Source organism: Pseudonocardia sp. ICBG1293 (assembly GCF_020131355.1).
In the GTDB taxonomy this organism is placed as follows: domain Bacteria; phylum Actinomycetota; class Actinomycetes; order Mycobacteriales; family Pseudonocardiaceae; genus Pseudonocardia.
Map to the genome: position 1 here is coordinate 113,723 of NZ_JAHLEL010000009.1, position 15,865 is coordinate 129,587.

The window sequence follows — 15,865 nt, forward strand, 5'->3', positions numbered from 1 at the left end:
AGCGGATAGTGTCGGTATCCAACTGGGAGGGGTGGTCATGGTGGACGTCCGCATCGGTGACGCGGAGCGGGAGCGAGCGCTCGAGCGGCTCGGCCGGCACGTGGGGGACGGGCGGCTCGACCTCGCCGAGTTCACCGCGCGCAGCGAGCAGGTGACCGCGGCGCGCACGACGTCGGAGCTCGCCGCCGTCGAGGCGGACCTGCCCCGGCTGCCGCGCCCCGTCGACCCGGAGCGCGCGCGCCGGGCCCGCCGCGCCGTCCTGGCCGCGACCTGGGGGCCGTGGGTGGTGACCGCGGTCGTCGTGCTGACGGTGTGGGTCGCCGTCGCGCTGGGTGGGGGCGGCACCTACTTCTGGCCGATCTGGGTGATCGGTCCGTGGGGTGCCCTGCTCGCGCTCGGCACGCTCACCGGCCGGTCGGTCGCCGGTCCGTGCGGGCGGGCGATAACCGGCACGGAACGGGTACACCGGGTGCATGCCCCGTCGTGACCTGACCTGGATCCCCCGCCTGCTGGGCGCCGCCACCGCCGCCTACGGCGCGGCCGTCGCCGCGAAGCCGGACGTGCTGCTGTCGCCGACGAAGCTGTCCGGGGACGGCCGGACCCCGTCCGCGGGCACCACGCTGCTCGCCCGGGCTGTCGGCGGCCGCGACCTCGCCTCCGGCCTGGCCATGGCCCTGGCCCCGGCCGGTGCCCCGCTCAAGGCCGCGATCGCGGTGCGGGTCGGCGCCGACGTCGTCGACCTCGTGGTGCTGGGCTCGCAGCTGCCCGACCGTGACGCCCGGGAGAAGGCGACCATGGTGGCCGCCGGCTGGGGCGCGCTGTGCGCCCTCTCGCTGCTCGCCGCCGACCCGCCGCGCCGGGGGTTGCTCGGGCGCGCATGACAGCCCTCGGGGCCGTCCACCATGATCGGGCGATGGCCACGAGCACCGGGGGCGACCCCCATCTGGAACGTGCCTACTCGCTGAGGGGTCCGGCCGACGCCCGGGCCCTCTACGACGAGTGGGCGCCCACCTACGACGCCGACCTCGCCGGCGAGACCCAGGGCTACGTCGCGCCCGCCGTCACCGCGGACGCCGTCGTCGCGGCCGCGGGTGCCGGCGGGGAGATCCTCGACGCCGGCTGCGGCACCGGCCTGGTCGGCGTCGCGCTCCGCGAACGCGGCGCCACCACGGTCGACGGCATCGACCTGTCGACCGGGATGCTGGAGCGGGCCCGCGCCACCGGTGCCTACCGGGACCTGCGCGAGGCCGACCTCACCACCGCGCTGGCGCTGCCCGACGACTCCTACGACGTCGTCGTCTGCGTCGGCACGCTCACCCACGCCCACGTCGGGCCCTCGGTGCTCGCGGAGTTCACCCGGGTCGTACGGCCGGGCGGGTACCTCGTGGCGACCGTGCTGGACGACGTCTGGGAGTCCGGCGGCTACCGCGCCGAGGTCGACCGGCTCGCCGCCGCCGACGTCTTCGAGGCCGTCTCGATCGAGATCGCGCCCTACCGGTCCGCGCAGCAGGTCGACTGCCGCCTCCTGGTGCTACGGGTCCGGTAGGCCAGGATGGCGCCATGAGCGACGACCGCGGCCCGGTGACCGGGCGCCGGATCCTGACCGTGCTGCTGGTGCTGTCCGCCGCACTGCACGTCCGGCTCGCGGTCGTCGCCACGGGGCCGGTCTTGGCCGGGCTGGAGGGGCTCGTCGCCGCGGCCGCGGTCGCCGGGCTGGCGCTGCTGCTCCGCCGCCCGGACGGGACCGCGCTGCTCGGCTGTGCCGTCGCGGGCGGGGCGGGCGTCGCCCTGTTCCTCGTGCCGGGCCTGGTAGCGGTCGCCGGCGGCGGGGACGGTGCCTCCTGGCTGGACGGCTGGGCCTTCGGCACCCTGCTCGTCGACGCGATGGTCGTGCGGATCGCGGTGTTCACCCTGCGCCGGGTCGAGGGCGCCCCGCGCCGCTGACGCCGGTGGAACATCTCCGGATCGAAAGTACCGGCCGCCGCCCTGTCGATTCCGTGATCGGGAAAATGCGGCTCTGAGCTGCGACGACGATAGTCGTCGTGATACGCGTGTGATACGTCACGGGGCACCCGCTTGACCTGATCTCGGCCCGTCGGCGACCTTCGTGGTCGCTCCGGTCCGCACGGGCCGGGCACGCACCGAAGCGCCGGAACCGCCACGCCACCACGGCCCCGTCCCGCGGTCCCCGGCCAGCCGATCTGCACGGACCGAGACGGGGCCGCGGGCCGCGGGATCCCTCGCGACGACACCGGCACAGCGCTCCCCGCGCGACCGGCCCGCCCGGAAAGCCGTGGGTCCGGACCTCAGGTGATCACACAATGAGCAGCACCCGTATGTCCGTCCGTGGGCGTTTCGTCGGAACTCTCGTCGCCGGTGTCCTGGCGTTCGGCGCTCCGCTCGCCCTGGCCGGACCCGCGACCGCCGCCCCCGAGACCTCCGCCCCGGTCGCGCCCGCCGCCGCGGTGGCACCCACCCAGTCCGTGTCGTCCTCGACCTGGGAGAAGCTCGCCGAGTGCGAGTCCAGCGGGAACTGGAACACCAACACCGGCAACGGCTTCTCCGGCGGCCTGCAGTTCACGCCGTCGACCTGGAAGGCCTTCGGTGGCTCCGGCCGGGCGCACCAGGCCAGCAAGTCCGAGCAGATCCGGGTCGCCGAGAACGTCCTCGACGCCCAGGGCTGGAAGGCCTGGCCTGCCTGCTCCAAGAAGGTATTGACCGCACAAGAGCTGGCCGCGGGCGAGTAGGGCGAATGCTCCTGAGCCGACAGCCGATAGGACTCCTTCCCTCAGCGAGGGAAGGAGTCCTTGAGGTGCCTGCACACAGGAGTAGTCCCGATCGGACCGGCGGGGACGGTCTGGGTCGGTGGGGACGGGTCGTAGCGGCGGATGATCTGCCGGGCTGGTTGGTCGTCGATCCGGATGGTGTTGCGGTCGAACCGATCGCGGAGTTCCTGCGGGATCTCGCCGCTCGGTGTAGTAGCCCGGGCAGTGTCCGCAGCTACGCCTACGCCCTGTTGCGGTGGTGGCGCTGGCTACACCGTGTCGATGTCGCCTGGGACCGCGCGACGGTCGCCGAGGTTCGGGACCTGGTGCTGTGGTTGTCGCAGGCCGACAAGCCCCGCCGGACCCCGCGGACCAGGTCGGCGTCCACGGTGGGGCGGACGAACACGGTCACGGGCAAGCCGTATTTGTCGGACTCCTACGCACCGCGCACGGTGCGCCACAGCAACGCGGTGATCCGCGCGTTCTACGAGTTCTGGATCGAGCAGGGCGAGGGGCCGCTGGTTAACCCGGTCGTGCTGGCCCGCTCGCGGGAGTCCGGTCGTACGAACGCCCATCACAACCCGCTGCGCCCGTTCCGTGGTGACGGCGCGTTGCGCCACAATCCGAAGGTTCCCCGTCAGCGCCCGCGGGCGTTGGCCGATGAGCACTGGGATGCGCTGTTCACCGAGCTGCGCAGTGACCGGGACCGGGCGATCACCTCGCTCGCGGTGTCCTCGGCCGCTCGCGCCGGTGAGCTGTTGGGGATGCGCCCGATCGATCTGGACTGGGGCGATCAGCGGATCCGGGTGGTCCGCAAGGGTTCGCGTGCTGAGCAGTGGCTTCCGGCCAGCAGCGAGTCCTTCGTCTGGCTGCGTCTCTACATGTCCGGCCTCGGCACGCCCGCGGCGGACGGGCCGCTGTGGTGGACGCTGCGTCCTTACCGGCGTCGCGGCGGCCCGGGAATGGACCGCCGGATCCCTGGTCCGGCCGGGGCCGGGCTGCGGCCGCTGACCTATCCGGCGATGCGGGCAGTCCTGCTGCGGGCGAACCGCGTGTTGGGCACGAACCACTGTTGGCACGATCTGCGCCACACCGCGGCGCTGCGGATGAGTCGCGACGAGGACCTGTCGATCCGTGATGTTCAGACCGTGCTCGGGCACGCTCACATCACCACGACCGCCGGCGTCTATCTCGTCGAGGACGACGACCGGGTGATCGCCCGGGTCGCCCAGCACCTGGCCTCCCGTGACTCCCGCACGCACGCGCCCGAGCCGGTCCCGGCGCAGGGCTACGACGCCGGCGCGCTGGCGATCCTGCTCGGTGGTGATCGTCGATGAGCACCACCACGACTCCCTCGCCGGCTCTGTCGACGCCGCCGAATGCCGAAGCGGCGGAACCGACTCTCGCCCGGTCATGGCGGCGGGACTGGACGAACCGGATCCCGGTCCCGGAGCTGGCGCGCTGCTGCCCCGGGCACCCGAACGGCCCCTGGGACACCACCGCCGCCGCACCACTGGTCCAGCGCTCTCAGCAGGCCGGGAGCTGGCCGGTGACCGCCCCCGACCAACGGCGGGGCCAGGGCGTCGGTCGCGGGGTCGAGAAGCTGCTGTCCTGGCTGGCGACCTTCCCGGGGCGGGGCTGGCAGGACCGGTGGCTCGCCGCGCGCGGCGATCACGACCACGTGGTCGACCAGCTCCTCGGTGCACCGCGGAGAGCCAAGAGCCTGGGACGAGCCCGCGCCGAGCTGAACTCCGGGCTGACCTGGCTGCTCGCGGCCCGAGTGGTCCGCCCCGACTACGTCCTGTTCGCCGGACACAAGCACCCGGCGTTGTTCACGATGTTCGGGCTCCTGCACGACACCGGCGATGACCAGACTGACCGGAGCGGCAGCGGCGCCGGGCAGGTGAGCTTTGCGCGCATCGGTGGCCTCGATGGCGCACCCTGCCAGGTCGAGGGGGTCACCGCGGTCCCGGCCACGCTGCTGCGGGCCCGCACCACTCTGATCAAGATCCTGCTCCACACCGGCAAGCCCGCTCTGGCCGATCTCACCGTCGACGATCTTCTCGAGGCCCGCGCCTGGGGCCTGGCGGCCGGGCATCCGGTCCGAGGGCTGTCGACGGCCTGGGATCTGCTGATGCGCATGGGCGTCCTCGACGACGGATCGAGCCTGGCCTCGGCGACTCGGCTCGGGCGCCCCAGCCCTGCGCAGCTGGTCGCCTACTACGGCGTCGCCAACCCGGTCGTCGCCGAGATCCTCACCCGCTACCTCACCGAGCGCGCACCGGCGCTGGACTTCGCCTCGCTACGCAATCTGGCCGCCGAGCTGGCCGGCCGGTTCTGGTCAGACATCGAGGTCCACCACCCGGAGCTGGGCGACCCCGGCCAGGGACTCGCGTTGCCCGAGCATGCCGCCCGCGCCTGGAAGCAGCGCCTGGCGACCCAGCCAGGCCGCAACGGCGCCACACTCAGCGCCACCAGCCGCTACTCGACCCTGATGACGGTTCGGGCGTTCTATCTCGACCTGGCCGACTGGGCCCAGACCGATCCCAGCTGGGCCGGCGCGGTCGCACCGTCACCGGTCCGGCGCGCCGACGTCGCCGGGTTCGACAAGGCCCGCGCCGAGGTCACCGCGCGGATCCATCAGCGCATCCGCGAACGGATGCCGAAGCTGCCCCGCCTGGTCGCTGCGGCCGAGGACCGGCTACGCGCCGAGCGAGCGCTGCTCGACGCAGCCCTGGCCGTTGGGATCGACGAGGAGCTCACCCACGACGGCCGCACCTACCGGCGGCGACTGCGCAGCCCTGCCGAGGCCGGAGCGTTCGCCGGGCGCGACCACACCGTGATCCTGCAGCGCCTCGACACCAACACCCGGATCAACCAGAGCCAAGCCGAGGACGACGCGTTCTGGGCCTGGGCGGTCATCGAAACCCTGCGTCACACCGGGATCCGCGTCGAGGAACTACTCGAGTTAACCCAGCTCGCGGTGATCTCCTACCGGCTGCCTTCCACCGGCGAGCTGGTCCCTCTGCTCCAGATCGTCCCGTCGAAGAGCAACGAGGAACGGCTGCTGCTGATCAGCCCGGAACTCACCGACGTCCTCGCCGCAATCATCACCCGGCTACGGCGCCTGACCGGAACTTCGACGATCCCGCTGGTCGCCCGCTACGACAGCTTCGAACGCGTCACCGGACCACCGCTGCCGCACCTGTTCCAGACACGACGCAACAGCGCCGTCCAGAACGTGTTCAGCTACCACTCCGTCCGCAAGCTGCTCGTCACGACCGCCCAGCGCGCCGGGATCACCAACCCCACCGGGCAGCCATTGCTGTTCACCGCCCACGACTTCCGCCGCATGTTCGTCACCGACGTGGTCAACAACGGACTCCCGATCCACATCGCAGCCCGCCTGCTCGGCCACCACTCAGTGACAACCACCCAGGCCTACCACGCCGTCTTCACCGACGACCTGATCCGTTCCTACCGCGGCTTCCTCGACCGGCGCCGAGCCGAACGCCCCCAGGCCGAATACCGCCAGCCCACCAACACCGAGTGGCGTGAGTTCGAGCAGCACTTCGAACGCCGCAAGCTCGAACTCGGCAACTGCGGACGCCCCTACGACAGCCCCTGCCAGCACGAACACGCCTGCATCCGCTGCCCAATGCTGCAGATCGACCCCCGCCAACACACCCGCCTGGCCGAGATCGCCCGCAACCTGAGTGACCGGATCACCGAAGCCCGAGCGAACGGCTGGCACGGCGAAGTCGAGGGCCTCCAGACCAGCCTCAACGCCGCCCGCACCAAGCTCGCCGGCCTCTCCCGCACCGCCCCGACCCCCGCACCGAAGATCACCGACCTCGGCCTGCCCGTCATCCGGGACAGACCCAGGTGACCTCACTCAAAACCCCGACCCCACGAACCAGCTGGAGGACAACCACCGTGAGCAAGTTCAGAAAAAAGCTCGGCCTGCGCTGAGCCACGACGACCGGCGGCCGGTGTCCCCTGCGCGGGGCGCCGGCCGCCGTCGTGCGCGGGCTCAGTACGAGCGCGGCAGGCCCAGCACGTGCTCGGCGACGTGGTTGAGCACCATCTCCTGCGGGAGCGGTGCCAGGCGCATCAGGCGGGCCTCGGTGAAGTAGCGGCTCACGTCGTACTCGGTGGCGTAGCCGAACCCGCCGAGGGTCTGCACCGCCCGGTCCGCGGCGAAGAACGCGGCCTCGGCGGCCAGGAACTTCGCGGTGTTGGCCTGCTCGCCGCACGGCTCGCCCGCGTCGTAGCGGGCGGCGGCGTCCGCGACCACCAGGGCGGCGGCGTGCAGCCGCATGTGCGCCTCGGCCAGTGGGAACGCGATGCCCTGGTTCCGGCCGATGGGGCGCCCGAACACCGTGCGCTCCTTCGCGTAGGACACGGCGGCGGCCAGCGCGGCCCGGCCGGTGCCCAGCGCCTCGGCGGCGATGAGGATCCGCTCCGGGTTGAGCCCGTCGAGGATCAGCCGGAAGCCGTGGTCCCGGTCGCCGACCAGGTCCGCGGCGTCGACGGGGAGGTCGTCGTAGACGACCTCGCAGGACACCACCGCGTTGCGGCCCAGCTTGTCGATCGGGGTGATCGTCACCTCCGGGCGCTGCAGGTCCGCGAGCAGCAGCGACAGCCCACCGGTGCGGGTCGTGACCTGCTCGCGCGGGGTGGTGCGCACCAGCAGCAGGACCTTGTCGCAGTAGGGCGCCTTCGACGTCCACACCTTGCGCCCGCGGACCAGGTACCGCTCGCCGTCCCACCGGGCGGTCGTGGTGATGGCGGTGGTGTCCAGGCCCGCGTCGGGCTCGGTGACCCCGAACGCGACCTGCAGCGACCCGTCGGCGACCCGGAGCAGGTAGCGACGCCGCGTCTCCTCCGACCCGTGCTTCACGACGGGGTTCATCCCGAACACCGACAGGTGGATCGCCGAGGCACCGTTCATCGCGGCCCCGGACGCGGCGACCTCCTCCATCACCGCGGCGGCCTCGGAGATCCCGGCGCCCCCGCCGCCGTAGGCCTCGGGGATCGCGACGCCGATCCAGCCGCCGGCGGCCATCGCGTCGTGGAACTCCTGCGGGAAGCGGTGCTCGCGGTCGCAGGCGCGCCAGTACTCCGGACCGAACCGGGAGCAGACCGCGCGCACGCCCTCCCGGACCTCCGGGTGCGTGCTCACGCCGCCCGCAGGCGGGTGACCACGTCCAGCACCAGGGCGGGGTCGGCGTCGTAGGGGGTGTAGAGCGACACCCGGTCGACGAGGTCCCGGTAGCGGTCCGCGATCCCGGAGGCGACCGCGGCCGGGTCGCCCGCGACGGCGAACAGGTCGAGCAGGTCGTCGTCGACGAGGCCGGCCATCTCGTCCCAGGCCTGCTGCCGCGACAGCCCGTTGAGCTCGTCGGCCAGCGCGCCGCGGCCGTGGTGCTCCAGCACCGGGCGGTACGGCGGGGTGGAGGCGTAGAACGCGATCTGGCGGCGCACCCCCGCCTCGGCGGCGGCCCGGGCGTCGGCGTCGGCGCCCAGGACGGCGAAGACCGGCAGGCAGACGTCGAAACCGGTGAGGTCGTCGCGGCCGCGCCCGCGGCGCAGTGCGGGCAGGGTGACCTCGGCGAGGTAGGACGGCGAGGTCAGCGAGTGGGCCAGCAGGCCGTCGGTGACCCGGCCCGCGACCTCGGTCATCCGCTCGCCGACCGCGGCCAGCATCACCGGCGGTATCCCGTGCGGGTTGGGCCCCGGCGAGAAGAACTCGGTCATCAGGGTGTGGGAGTAGAACTCGCCGCGGTGGTGCAGCCGGTCCCCGGTGGCCCAGGCGTGGAAGATCGCCCGCAACGCCGAGACGAAGTCCTCCATGCGGGCCGCCGGGCGGCTCCACGGCATGCCGAACCGGCGCTCGATGTGCGGGCGGACCTGCGATCCCAGCCCGAGGTCGAACCGGCCGCCGGAGACCAGCTGCACGTCGTTGGCCTGGTAGGCGAGCGTCATCGGGTTGCGGGCGAAGGCCACCGCGATGGCGGACTGCAGCCGGATCCGGCGGGTGGCCCTGGCCGCGAGCGCCAGCGAGACGAACGCGTCGTGCGCGGTCTCCGGCACGGACAGGGTGTCGTAGCCGTCGGCCTCGGCGGCGACGGCGGCCGCCTCGGTCGCGTCCGGGGTGGCGGAGAACCCGCCGGTGGTGTCGACGCGCATCTCAGGCGTCCTGCCGGCCGGACGTGGCGCCGTCCCCGCGGGCGGGCACCACGCGGTCCAGCCAGGACAGCAGGTCCGCGACGATCTCCTCGCGGTTGGTCTCGTTGAACACCTCGTGCCGGGCGCCCGGCCAGACCTTCAGGGTGACGTCCTGCAGGCCTGCCTCGGCGTAGCGCTCGGTGAGCGGCCGCACCAGGGCCAGCCCGGCGTTGACCGGGTCCTGGTCGCCGACCACGACGTAGACCGGCAGCCCGCCCGCGATCCGCTTCAGCGTCGCGGCCTCGGCGAGCGGACGCCCACCGGCGAACATCGCCCGGGTCCCGGGGGCGTCCAGGCCGAAGCCGCAGCGGGCGTCGGCGACGTAGGCGTCGACCTGTGCGGCGTCGCGGGAGAGCCACTCGAAGCCGGTGCGCTGCTCGAACGGTGCGTTGAACGACGACAGGTCCAGCGGGCCGGACAGGTCCAGCCCCTGCTCTATCAGGTCGAGCAGCGCGGTGCCGGACAGGACGACCGCGTCCGGCGGGGTGCCGTCGGCCACGAGCGCCTGCTGCACGGCGAAGGAGCCCATGCTGTGGCCGAGCAGCACCAGCCCGACGCCCGGGTGCTCGGCCCGGGCGTGCGCGGACAGCAGGCCGATGTCGGTGACGAGCTGGTCCCAGCCGTCGTCGCCGAGGACGCCGTAGTGCTCGGGTCCGCCCGCGGTGGCGCCGTGCCCACGGTGGTCCTGGGCATACACCGCGAAGCCGCGCGCGGTGAGGGTCTCGGCCAGGGGGACGTAGCGCAGGGCGTGCTCGCCCATGCCGTGGGTGATCTGGACGATCCCGCGCACCGGGTCACCGGCGGCCCCCGGGAGCCAGCGGTAGGCGGTGACGGCGGTGCCGTCGCGGCCGGAGAAGGTGAACGTGTCGGACATGCGTGGGCACCACCAGCGGTGAGGGGTCGATCTCGGTCGGATCGTGCGGCACGGGACCGAAGGGGGTCAATGCTCGCCTGCGGGTTCGATCTCGGCGAGGTCGGCGACCAGCGCCGCGAGGACGCGCAGCGTGGCGTCGACGTCGGTGGCCGGGAGGTGCGCGGCGACCGTCCGCAGCCGGGTGTGCTCGCGCCCGACGACGTCCTCGATCACCGCCAGGCCCGCCGCGGTCGCGGCGACGAGCTTGGAACGCCGGTGCCGCGGGTTGTCGGTCCGCTCGACCAGTCCGGCGGCGAGGGCCTCGTCCACCATGCGCTGCACGAACTGACGGCTCAGCGACTGCGAACGACCGATCTCGGGCACGGTCATCGGGCCGTGCCGCCGGAGCTGGTCGAGCACCGCGCGCACTCCGGCGGACACCCGGTTCTCCGGCGCCGTCTCCTCCACCTCGCGCAGCACCCGTCGGTAGAGCGGGCCCACCAGGAGGTACACCTCGGCGAGCTTCTCGGCGGTCCGGTCGATGTCGGTCACCCGGCAATTGTGACACCTCAGTTGTCATGCGGACCGAGTCATGACACCTTGGGTGTCATGACTCTCCCCCTGGCCCGGAGCACCGTCCCGGCGTTCCTGCCCGTACCGGGCGGTCGCGTCGCCTTTCGCGACACCGGTCCGCACCCCGACGGGCGGCCTCCGCTGGTCCTGCTGCACGGCGGGGCGCTCGACGGCCGCATGTGGGCCCGGCAGGTCGGACCGCTGTCGGCCCGGCACCGGGTGATCGTCCCGGACGCACGCGGGCACGGCGCCTCGTCGGACCCGGGGCCCGACGGGTACCGCCCGCACGACGACGTCGCCGTGCTGCTGGAGCAGCTGGGCACCGGTCCGGTGGTGCTGGTGGGGCTCTCGATGGGCGCGCGGATCGCGTTCGACACCGCGCTGGAGCGGCCCGACCTCGTCGACCGGGTCGTGCTCAGCGGCGCCGGTGCCGGCGCGCCCACCTGGACCGACCCCTGGATGCTCGACAGGATGGCCCGCTGGGAGCAGGCCCGCCTCGACCTCGACGCCGAGCGCTGGATCTCGGTGTTCCTGGAGTTCGTGCCCGGCCCGCACCGGATGGCGGCCGAGGTCGACCCGGCCGTGCTCGCCGAGGTCCGGCTGATGGCCGTCGACATGCTGGCCCACCACCTGCCCGCGGACCCGGCCGCGCCGCCGGCGCCGATCGGCTTCCTCGACGACGCCCTCGACCGGGCCCCGGGCCTGGCGGTGCCACTGCTCGGCGTCGTCGGCGATCTCGACTCCGACGACCACCGGCGGATCGTCACCGGGACCGTGGAGCGGGTCCCGGACGGCCGGCTCGCGACCGTGCCGGGTACCGCGCACTACCCGAACATGGAACGCCCGGCGGAGTTCGAGCGGCTGCTGGCCGGGTTCCTCAGCCGGTAGGGGTGCGCGCCCACACCGCGTACAGCGGGTCCCCGGGGGCACCGCAGTCGCGGGCGGCCGGGGTGTCGAACGCGCCGCTGCGCCGGAAGTACTCGCCCACGATCGCGACCCGCGCCGCGTCGTCGGAGGCGAGCCAGCCGCGGACCGCCTTGGTCGGGAAGCAGCGGTCCGAGAACGTGGCGGCGAACACCCCGCCGGGGGCCAGCACCCGTCCCACCTCGGCGAACACCGCGACCGGGTCGGTCAGGTAGTCGACCGAGACGGTGCAGACGCAGGCGTCGAACGCGGCGTCGGCGAACGGGAGCACCGGGTCGGCGTTGAGGTCGTGCCGGACCGCCTCGTGGGCCATCGGGTTGGCCGCGAGCTCGGCCCGGTTCATGCCCAGCACGGTCAGGTGCTCCGGGCGGCGCGACAGGTGCGACACCCACGACGACATCAGGTCCAGCACCCGGCCGGTGGTGCCGATCTCGTCGTAGAACGCCGTCGCGGCCGCGATCGCACCCTCGTCGATGTGCTGGACGAACCGGGGCGGCAGGTAGAACTCCCGGTCGTCGGCGGGGTCGGCGCGGTCGAAGAAGCCGTCGGGAAATTCGCTCATCGTCGTGGAAGTCTGCTGCCATGACGACGTTCGTGCTGGTCCACGGCGCCTGGGGCGGCGCCCACGCCTTCCACCTGGTGCGCCCGCTGCTGCGCGCGGCCGGGCACGAGGTGGTGACGCCCGCGCTCACCGGCATCGGCGAGCGCTCGCATCTGGCCGGGCCCTGGATCGACCTGTCGGTGCACGTGCGCGACGTGGTGAACGCGGTGCTCTACGAGGACCTGCACGACATCGTGCTGCTTGGCTTCTCCTACGGCGGGATGGTCGTGACCGGGGCGCTCGAGGAGATCGGTGACCGGGTCCGGGAGCTGGTCTACCTCGACGCGTTCGTCCCCGGCGACGGCGAGTCCGTCCTGGACCTGGCGCCCGCGCTCGCCGCCGCGGTGCCCGCGCCGGGCGCGCCGGGCCTGGGGGCGTCGTGGCTGGTCCCGGGGCCGGAGCGGCACTACGACGATCCGGCCGAGGCCGCGTGGTCGGCGCCGCGTCGCTCCCCGCAGCCGGCCCGGACGCTCACCGAGCCGGTCCGGCTGACCCGGCCGCTGGAGCAGTGGCCGTGCGGGCGGACCTTCGTGCGGGCCACCCGCGAGGACGTCGCGGGCGGGGCGTTCACCGCGGCCGCCGACCGCGCCCGGGCCTCCGACGCCTGGCGGTACGCCGAGCTCGACACCCACCACCTGGTACCGCAGAACCGGCCGCGTGAGCTGGCCGCGCTGCTGCTGGACCTGGCCGGATGATCAGCCGGCGAGCGCGTCCCGCAGCCAGGCGACCGAGCGCCCGGTGAAGTCGTCGGCGATCGCGACGCCCTTGCCCCAGCCGTCGAAACCGTGCGGTGCGCCGGCGACGACGTCGAGCTCGACCGGCACCCCGGCCTCCCGCAGCCGCCGCGCGTAGGTGACGTCCTCGTCGTGGAACAGGTCGACGTCGCCGACCCCGATCCATGCGGGCGGCAGCCCGGACAGGTCGGCCCGGCGGGCGGGCACCGCGTACGGTCCGGGCTCACCGGTCCCCGGCGCGCGCCCCAGGTAGGCGTGCCAGCCCACCTCGTTGTTGCGGTTGTTCCACACCCGGTGCGGCGGCCGGTCGAGCTCGCGGCGGGCGGCGGTGCGGTCGTCGAGCATCGGGTAGACCAGTCACTGCGCGACCGGCTGCGGTCCGCCCTCGTCGTGCAGGCGCTGGACGAGCGCGGCGGCCAGGCAGCCCCCGGCGCTCGCCCCGCCGACGGCGATCCGCGCCGGGTCGATCCCCAGCCGGCCGGCGGCGTCGTGCAGCCAGGTCCACCCGGTGTGGCAGTCGTCCAGGCCGGCCGGGAACGGGTCGCCGGGCGCGAGCCGGTAGTCCACCGCGACGACGACGATGCCCAGCTCGGCGGCCAGCTCGCCGCACCGGACGTCGTCGATGAACGGGGATCCGAGCACGAGGCCGCCGCCGTGGAACCACAGCAGCGCCGCGGGGGTCGTGCGGTGGTCGGGGACGTGCACGCGCAGCATCGGCGGACCCGGGTGCGTGGTCGACCGGACCCCGTCGACGGCGGCGGGCCTGCCGCGTCGGGACAGCCGCTGCAGCAGGCGCAGCAGCCGGGGGCGGTGCAGCGGGAGGGCGGGGACCCACCGCAGGGGGCGACGCAGCTCGGCGGCGATCCGGTCGGTGCTCACGACCCGATCCTGCCGGTGGGGCCGACCTCGCACACCTTCCGAGGACCTCGCACGGTCTGCAGGGTGCGCGAGGTGGGGGACGGGCGTGCGAGGTCGGGCGGGCGCAACCACGGCCGGGGCGGGCGCGCGGTGCGAGCCGACCGGATGGCGCCGACGCGGGGCGAGGGGTCAGCGGGACAGGACCTCGGCGAGGTGGCGGGTCAGCGGATCCGGGCCGTCCCAGGCCGCGACGGTGTGGTCCGCGTCGTCGACCCGGCGCACCCACTGCACCCCGCGCAGGGCGTTGACCAGCAGGAACCCGTCGGCCTCGGTGAGCGCGGCCAGCGGCAGCGGCGCGATGCGCACGGCACCGGGGCCCACCAGGTCGAGCAGCGCGCGCCGCCCGGTGCCGGGCAGGATGCGGCCGTCGAGCGGGGGGACCCACAGCCGCCCGCGGTGCACGGCGGCGACGGCGGAGTGGGTCGTCTCCAGCACCCGGCCCGTCGGGTCGCAGAGCAGCGGCGTGCTCCGTGCGGAGGCCGCCTCGTGGGCGTCGAGCCAGCGACGGTCGGCGAACTTGTGGGACTCGCCGTCGGTACCGCGGCGGACGACGGCGACCACACCGTCCTGCTCGACGAGCGGGACCGGACCCGCCCAGGGGATCGCGCGCACGGTGACCCGCGACGGGTCCCGCGGTGACGCCTCGACCCGCACCCGGTGCTGCCCGGACAGCCCGGCGACGGCCGCGGCGACCTCGGCCTCGACCCGCGCCCCGAGCGGGCGGCCGGTGACCGCCAGGTAGGAGCGGCGCAGCCGGGCGGCGTGCTCCCCGACCCGGCGGGCCCGGCCGTCGACGCAGGACAGCGTCTCGAACAGGCCCGCGGACCGGTCGGCGGGCCTGCCGACCTGCGGCCGGAGCGGGCGGGGTGGGCCGTCGAGCGCGGCCAGTACCGGGGCGGCCTTGGTGAGGACCTCGCCGAACTCCTCCGCCGGGTCGGAGTCGACGGTGATGCCGCCGCCCACGCCGAGCCGTCCGGCGCGGCTGCCGTCGGGCCCGGCGGGGCCGAGGTCGAGGGTGCGGATCGCGACGTTCAGCTCCAGCCCGGCGAGCGGGCTCACCCCGCCGACCGCGCCGGTGAACAGTCCGCGCCCGCCGTCCTCGCAGTCGGCGATCACCTCGCAGGCACGGATCTTCGGCGCGCCGGTGACCGAGCCGGGCGGGAACGTGGCGGCGAGCAGACCGGCGTCGGTGACGTCGTCGCGCAGGGTCGCGTGCACCCGCGACACCAGGTGCCACACCCCGGGGTGCGGTTCGACGGTGAGCAGCTGCCCCGGCCGCACCCCGCCGGGACGCGCCACCCGGGCCAGGTCGTTGCGCATCAGGTCGACGATCATCACGTTCTCCGCGGCGTCCTTCACCGAGGCGCCCAGCCGGGCACGTTCGGCCTCGTCGCCGGACCCGCCGGTGCGCGGCCGGGTGCCCTTGATCGGGGCGGTGGTGACCCGGTCGCCGTCGCGGTGCAGGAACAGCTCCGGGCTCGCCCCCACCGCCGCCCGTCCCGGTGTCACGACGAGTGCCGCGCGGGCGGGGGCGACCGGCTCGACGAGCCGGGCCCACGCCTCGTGCGGGTCGCCGTCCAGCCGCACCTCGAGCCGGGTCGCGACGTTGGCCTGGAAGATCTCGCCGCGGCGGATCTCGGTGACGCACCGCTCGACCGCGGCCAGGTGGGCGTCGCGGTCGGGCCACCGGGTGACCGCGATCCGGGCCGACCGCTGCGGTGCCGGGCGGGCGAGGTCGGCGCACAGCTCCGCGCACCGGTCCTCGGCCGAGCGGGTGTCCGGGTGCGCCGCGCCGGGACGGTCCGGCAGGCCCGGCAGCGGGGACCGGCCGACGACCAGCGCCTCGAACCACCAGCGCCCACCGTCGTGCCGCAGCACGTCGCGGTACCAGGACAGCGACGCGGTCGGCCGTTCCCCGGGTGGCGCGTGGTCCAGGAGCCCGAACCAGCCGCCCCCGACGGCTCCGGTCGCCCCCGCGTCCGGGGGCGCCCCCGGACGTACCGGTCGCGGCGGTGCGTCCAGCACCGTGAACGGGTCGGCGCCGTCCGGGGCGGTGAACACCGGGTCGGTGGCGACGAGCGACCCCCACGACCAGCTCCCGCCGAAGGCGACCAGCCGGGGGCGGTGGGCGAGCCGGCGCACCGCCGCCGCGATCCCGGACGGAGCGACGTCCGCCGGGATCGGGACACGGTGCAGCCCGGTCCGGGCCGGCGCGGTCGAGGTCACCCGGAGAGCATGCGGACCGGGCCCGGCACGGGGAAGGCGC

15 protein-coding genes and 1 pseudogene are annotated in these 15,865 nt (G+C 74.3%); 9 read left to right on the forward strand and 7 right to left on the reverse strand.

Features of this window, described 5'->3' with window-relative positions; translation table 11 throughout:
• The first annotated feature begins 40 nt into the window (after positions 1-40).
• From KPF47_RS07040 to KPF47_RS07070, 7 genes are all read left to right on the forward strand, one after another.
• A complete protein-coding gene (locus tag KPF47_RS07040; protein ID WP_224387714.1) occupies positions 41-487 on the forward strand; it encodes a DUF1707 domain-containing protein in 447 nt (148 codons plus the stop codon).
• On the forward strand, positions 474-881 hold the full coding sequence (locus KPF47_RS07045; RefSeq protein WP_224387715.1) for a hypothetical protein: 408 nt from the start codon (positions 474-476) through the stop codon (positions 879-881). Before KPF47_RS07040 ends, KPF47_RS07045 begins: the two co-directional genes overlap by 14 nt.
• Before the next feature lie 32 nt (positions 882-913).
• Positions 914-1,546 (forward strand): class I SAM-dependent methyltransferase, encoded by a 633-nt coding sequence (locus KPF47_RS07050; RefSeq protein WP_224387716.1) that lies wholly within the window; start codon positions 914-916, stop codon positions 1,544-1,546.
• Between the two features lie 14 nt (positions 1,547-1,560).
• Positions 1,561-1,944, forward strand: coding sequence for a hypothetical protein (locus tag KPF47_RS07055; RefSeq protein WP_224387717.1), 384 nt, complete (start codon positions 1,561-1,563; stop codon positions 1,942-1,944).
• A 377-nt stretch (positions 1,945-2,321) separates the two neighbouring features.
• Positions 2,322-2,747 carry a transglycosylase family protein gene (locus KPF47_RS07060; protein ID WP_308015345.1) on the forward strand — a complete coding sequence of 142 codons (426 nt, stop codon included), beginning with the start codon at positions 2,322-2,324 and terminating at the stop codon, positions 2,745-2,747.
• 158 nt (positions 2,748-2,905) lie between these two features.
• Positions 2,906-4,102: a site-specific integrase gene (locus KPF47_RS07065; RefSeq protein ID WP_224387718.1), complete on the forward strand. Its 1,197-nt coding sequence runs from the start codon at positions 2,906-2,908 to the stop codon at positions 4,100-4,102.
• A complete protein-coding gene (locus tag KPF47_RS07070; protein WP_224387719.1) occupies positions 4,099-6,654 on the forward strand; it encodes a site-specific integrase in 2,556 nt (851 codons plus the stop codon). Before KPF47_RS07065 ends, KPF47_RS07070 begins: the two co-directional genes overlap by 4 nt.
• Before the next feature lie 144 nt (positions 6,655-6,798).
• On the opposite strand, the gene KPF47_RS07075 is transcribed toward KPF47_RS07070, so the two are convergent.
• From KPF47_RS07075 to KPF47_RS07090, 4 genes are all read right to left on the reverse strand, one after another.
• Positions 6,799-7,950, reverse strand: a complete 1,152-nt coding sequence (locus tag KPF47_RS07075) for an acyl-CoA dehydrogenase family protein (RefSeq protein WP_224387720.1) — start codon at positions 7,948-7,950, stop codon at positions 6,799-6,801.
• Complete coding sequence (locus KPF47_RS07080) at positions 7,947-8,957, reverse strand: TIGR03617 family F420-dependent LLM class oxidoreductase (protein WP_224387721.1); 1,011 nt, start codon at positions 8,955-8,957, stop codon at positions 7,947-7,949. Before KPF47_RS07080 ends, KPF47_RS07075 begins: the two co-directional genes overlap by 4 nt.
• Position 8,958: 1 nt before the next feature.
• Positions 8,959-9,870 carry an alpha/beta fold hydrolase gene (locus KPF47_RS07085; protein ID WP_224387722.1) on the reverse strand — a complete coding sequence of 304 codons (912 nt, stop codon included), beginning with the start codon at positions 9,868-9,870 and terminating at the stop codon, positions 8,959-8,961.
• A 66-nt stretch (positions 9,871-9,936) separates the two neighbouring features.
• Positions 9,937-10,401 (reverse strand): MarR family winged helix-turn-helix transcriptional regulator, encoded by a 465-nt coding sequence (locus KPF47_RS07090; RefSeq protein WP_224387723.1) that lies wholly within the window; start codon positions 10,399-10,401, stop codon positions 9,937-9,939.
• Positions 10,402-10,458: 57 nt separating this feature from the next.
• On the opposite strand from KPF47_RS07090, the gene KPF47_RS07095 reads away from it, so the two are divergent.
• Entirely contained in the window at positions 10,459-11,310 is an 852-nt protein-coding gene (locus tag KPF47_RS07095; RefSeq protein ID WP_224387724.1) for an alpha/beta fold hydrolase, read from the forward strand.
• On the opposite strand, the gene KPF47_RS07100 is transcribed toward KPF47_RS07095, so the two are convergent.
• A complete protein-coding gene (locus KPF47_RS07100; protein ID WP_224387725.1) occupies positions 11,300-11,908 on the reverse strand; it encodes a class I SAM-dependent methyltransferase in 609 nt (202 codons plus the stop codon). The genes KPF47_RS07095 and KPF47_RS07100 overlap by 11 nt on opposite strands.
• A gap of 20 nt (positions 11,909-11,928) precedes the next feature.
• Between KPF47_RS07100 and KPF47_RS07105 the strand changes: the two genes are divergently transcribed.
• Complete coding sequence (locus tag KPF47_RS07105) at positions 11,929-12,642, forward strand: alpha/beta fold hydrolase (protein ID WP_224387726.1); 714 nt, start codon at positions 11,929-11,931, stop codon at positions 12,640-12,642.
• On the opposite strand, the pseudogene KPF47_RS07110 reads toward KPF47_RS07105, so the two are convergent.
• A pseudogene (locus tag KPF47_RS07110) lies at positions 12,643-13,395 on the reverse strand (alpha/beta hydrolase).
• 333 nt (positions 13,396-13,728) lie between these two features.
• Positions 13,729-15,825 (reverse strand): chorismate-binding protein, encoded by a 2,097-nt coding sequence (locus tag KPF47_RS07115; protein ID WP_224387727.1) that lies wholly within the window; start codon positions 15,823-15,825, stop codon positions 13,729-13,731.
• Between the last annotated feature and the right edge of the window lie 40 nt (positions 15,826-15,865).

What these genes read in the sequence shown, in the direction of transcription:
- KPF47_RS07045 (WP_224387715.1), top strand. Translation starts at nt 474, where the DNA reads ATGCCCCGTCGTGACCTGACCTGGATCCCCCGCCTGCTGGGCGCCGCC.
- KPF47_RS07050 (WP_224387716.1), top strand. Translation starts at nt 914, where the DNA reads ATGGCCACGAGCACCGGGGGCGACCCCCATCTGGAACGTGCCTACTCG.
- KPF47_RS07055 (WP_224387717.1), top strand. Translation starts at nt 1,561, where the DNA reads ATGAGCGACGACCGCGGCCCGGTGACCGGGCGCCGGATCCTGACCGTG.
- KPF47_RS07060 (WP_308015345.1), top strand. Translation starts at nt 2,322, where the DNA reads ATGAGCAGCACCCGTATGTCCGTCCGTGGGCGTTTCGTCGGAACTCTC.
- KPF47_RS07070 (WP_224387719.1), top strand. Translation starts at nt 4,099, where the DNA reads ATGAGCACCACCACGACTCCCTCGCCGGCTCTGTCGACGCCGCCGAAT.
- KPF47_RS07080 (WP_224387721.1), bottom strand. Translation starts at nt 8,957, where the DNA reads ATGCGCGTCGACACCACCGGCGGGTTCTCCGCCACCCCGGACGCGACC.
- KPF47_RS07085 (WP_224387722.1), bottom strand. Translation starts at nt 9,870, where the DNA reads ATGTCCGACACGTTCACCTTCTCCGGCCGCGACGGCACCGCCGTCACC.
- KPF47_RS07095 (WP_224387724.1), top strand. Translation starts at nt 10,459, where the DNA reads ATGACTCTCCCCCTGGCCCGGAGCACCGTCCCGGCGTTCCTGCCCGTA.
- KPF47_RS07100 (WP_224387725.1), bottom strand. Translation starts at nt 11,908, where the DNA reads ATGAGCGAATTTCCCGACGGCTTCTTCGACCGCGCCGACCCCGCCGAC.
- KPF47_RS07105 (WP_224387726.1), top strand. Translation starts at nt 11,929, where the DNA reads ATGACGACGTTCGTGCTGGTCCACGGCGCCTGGGGCGGCGCCCACGCC.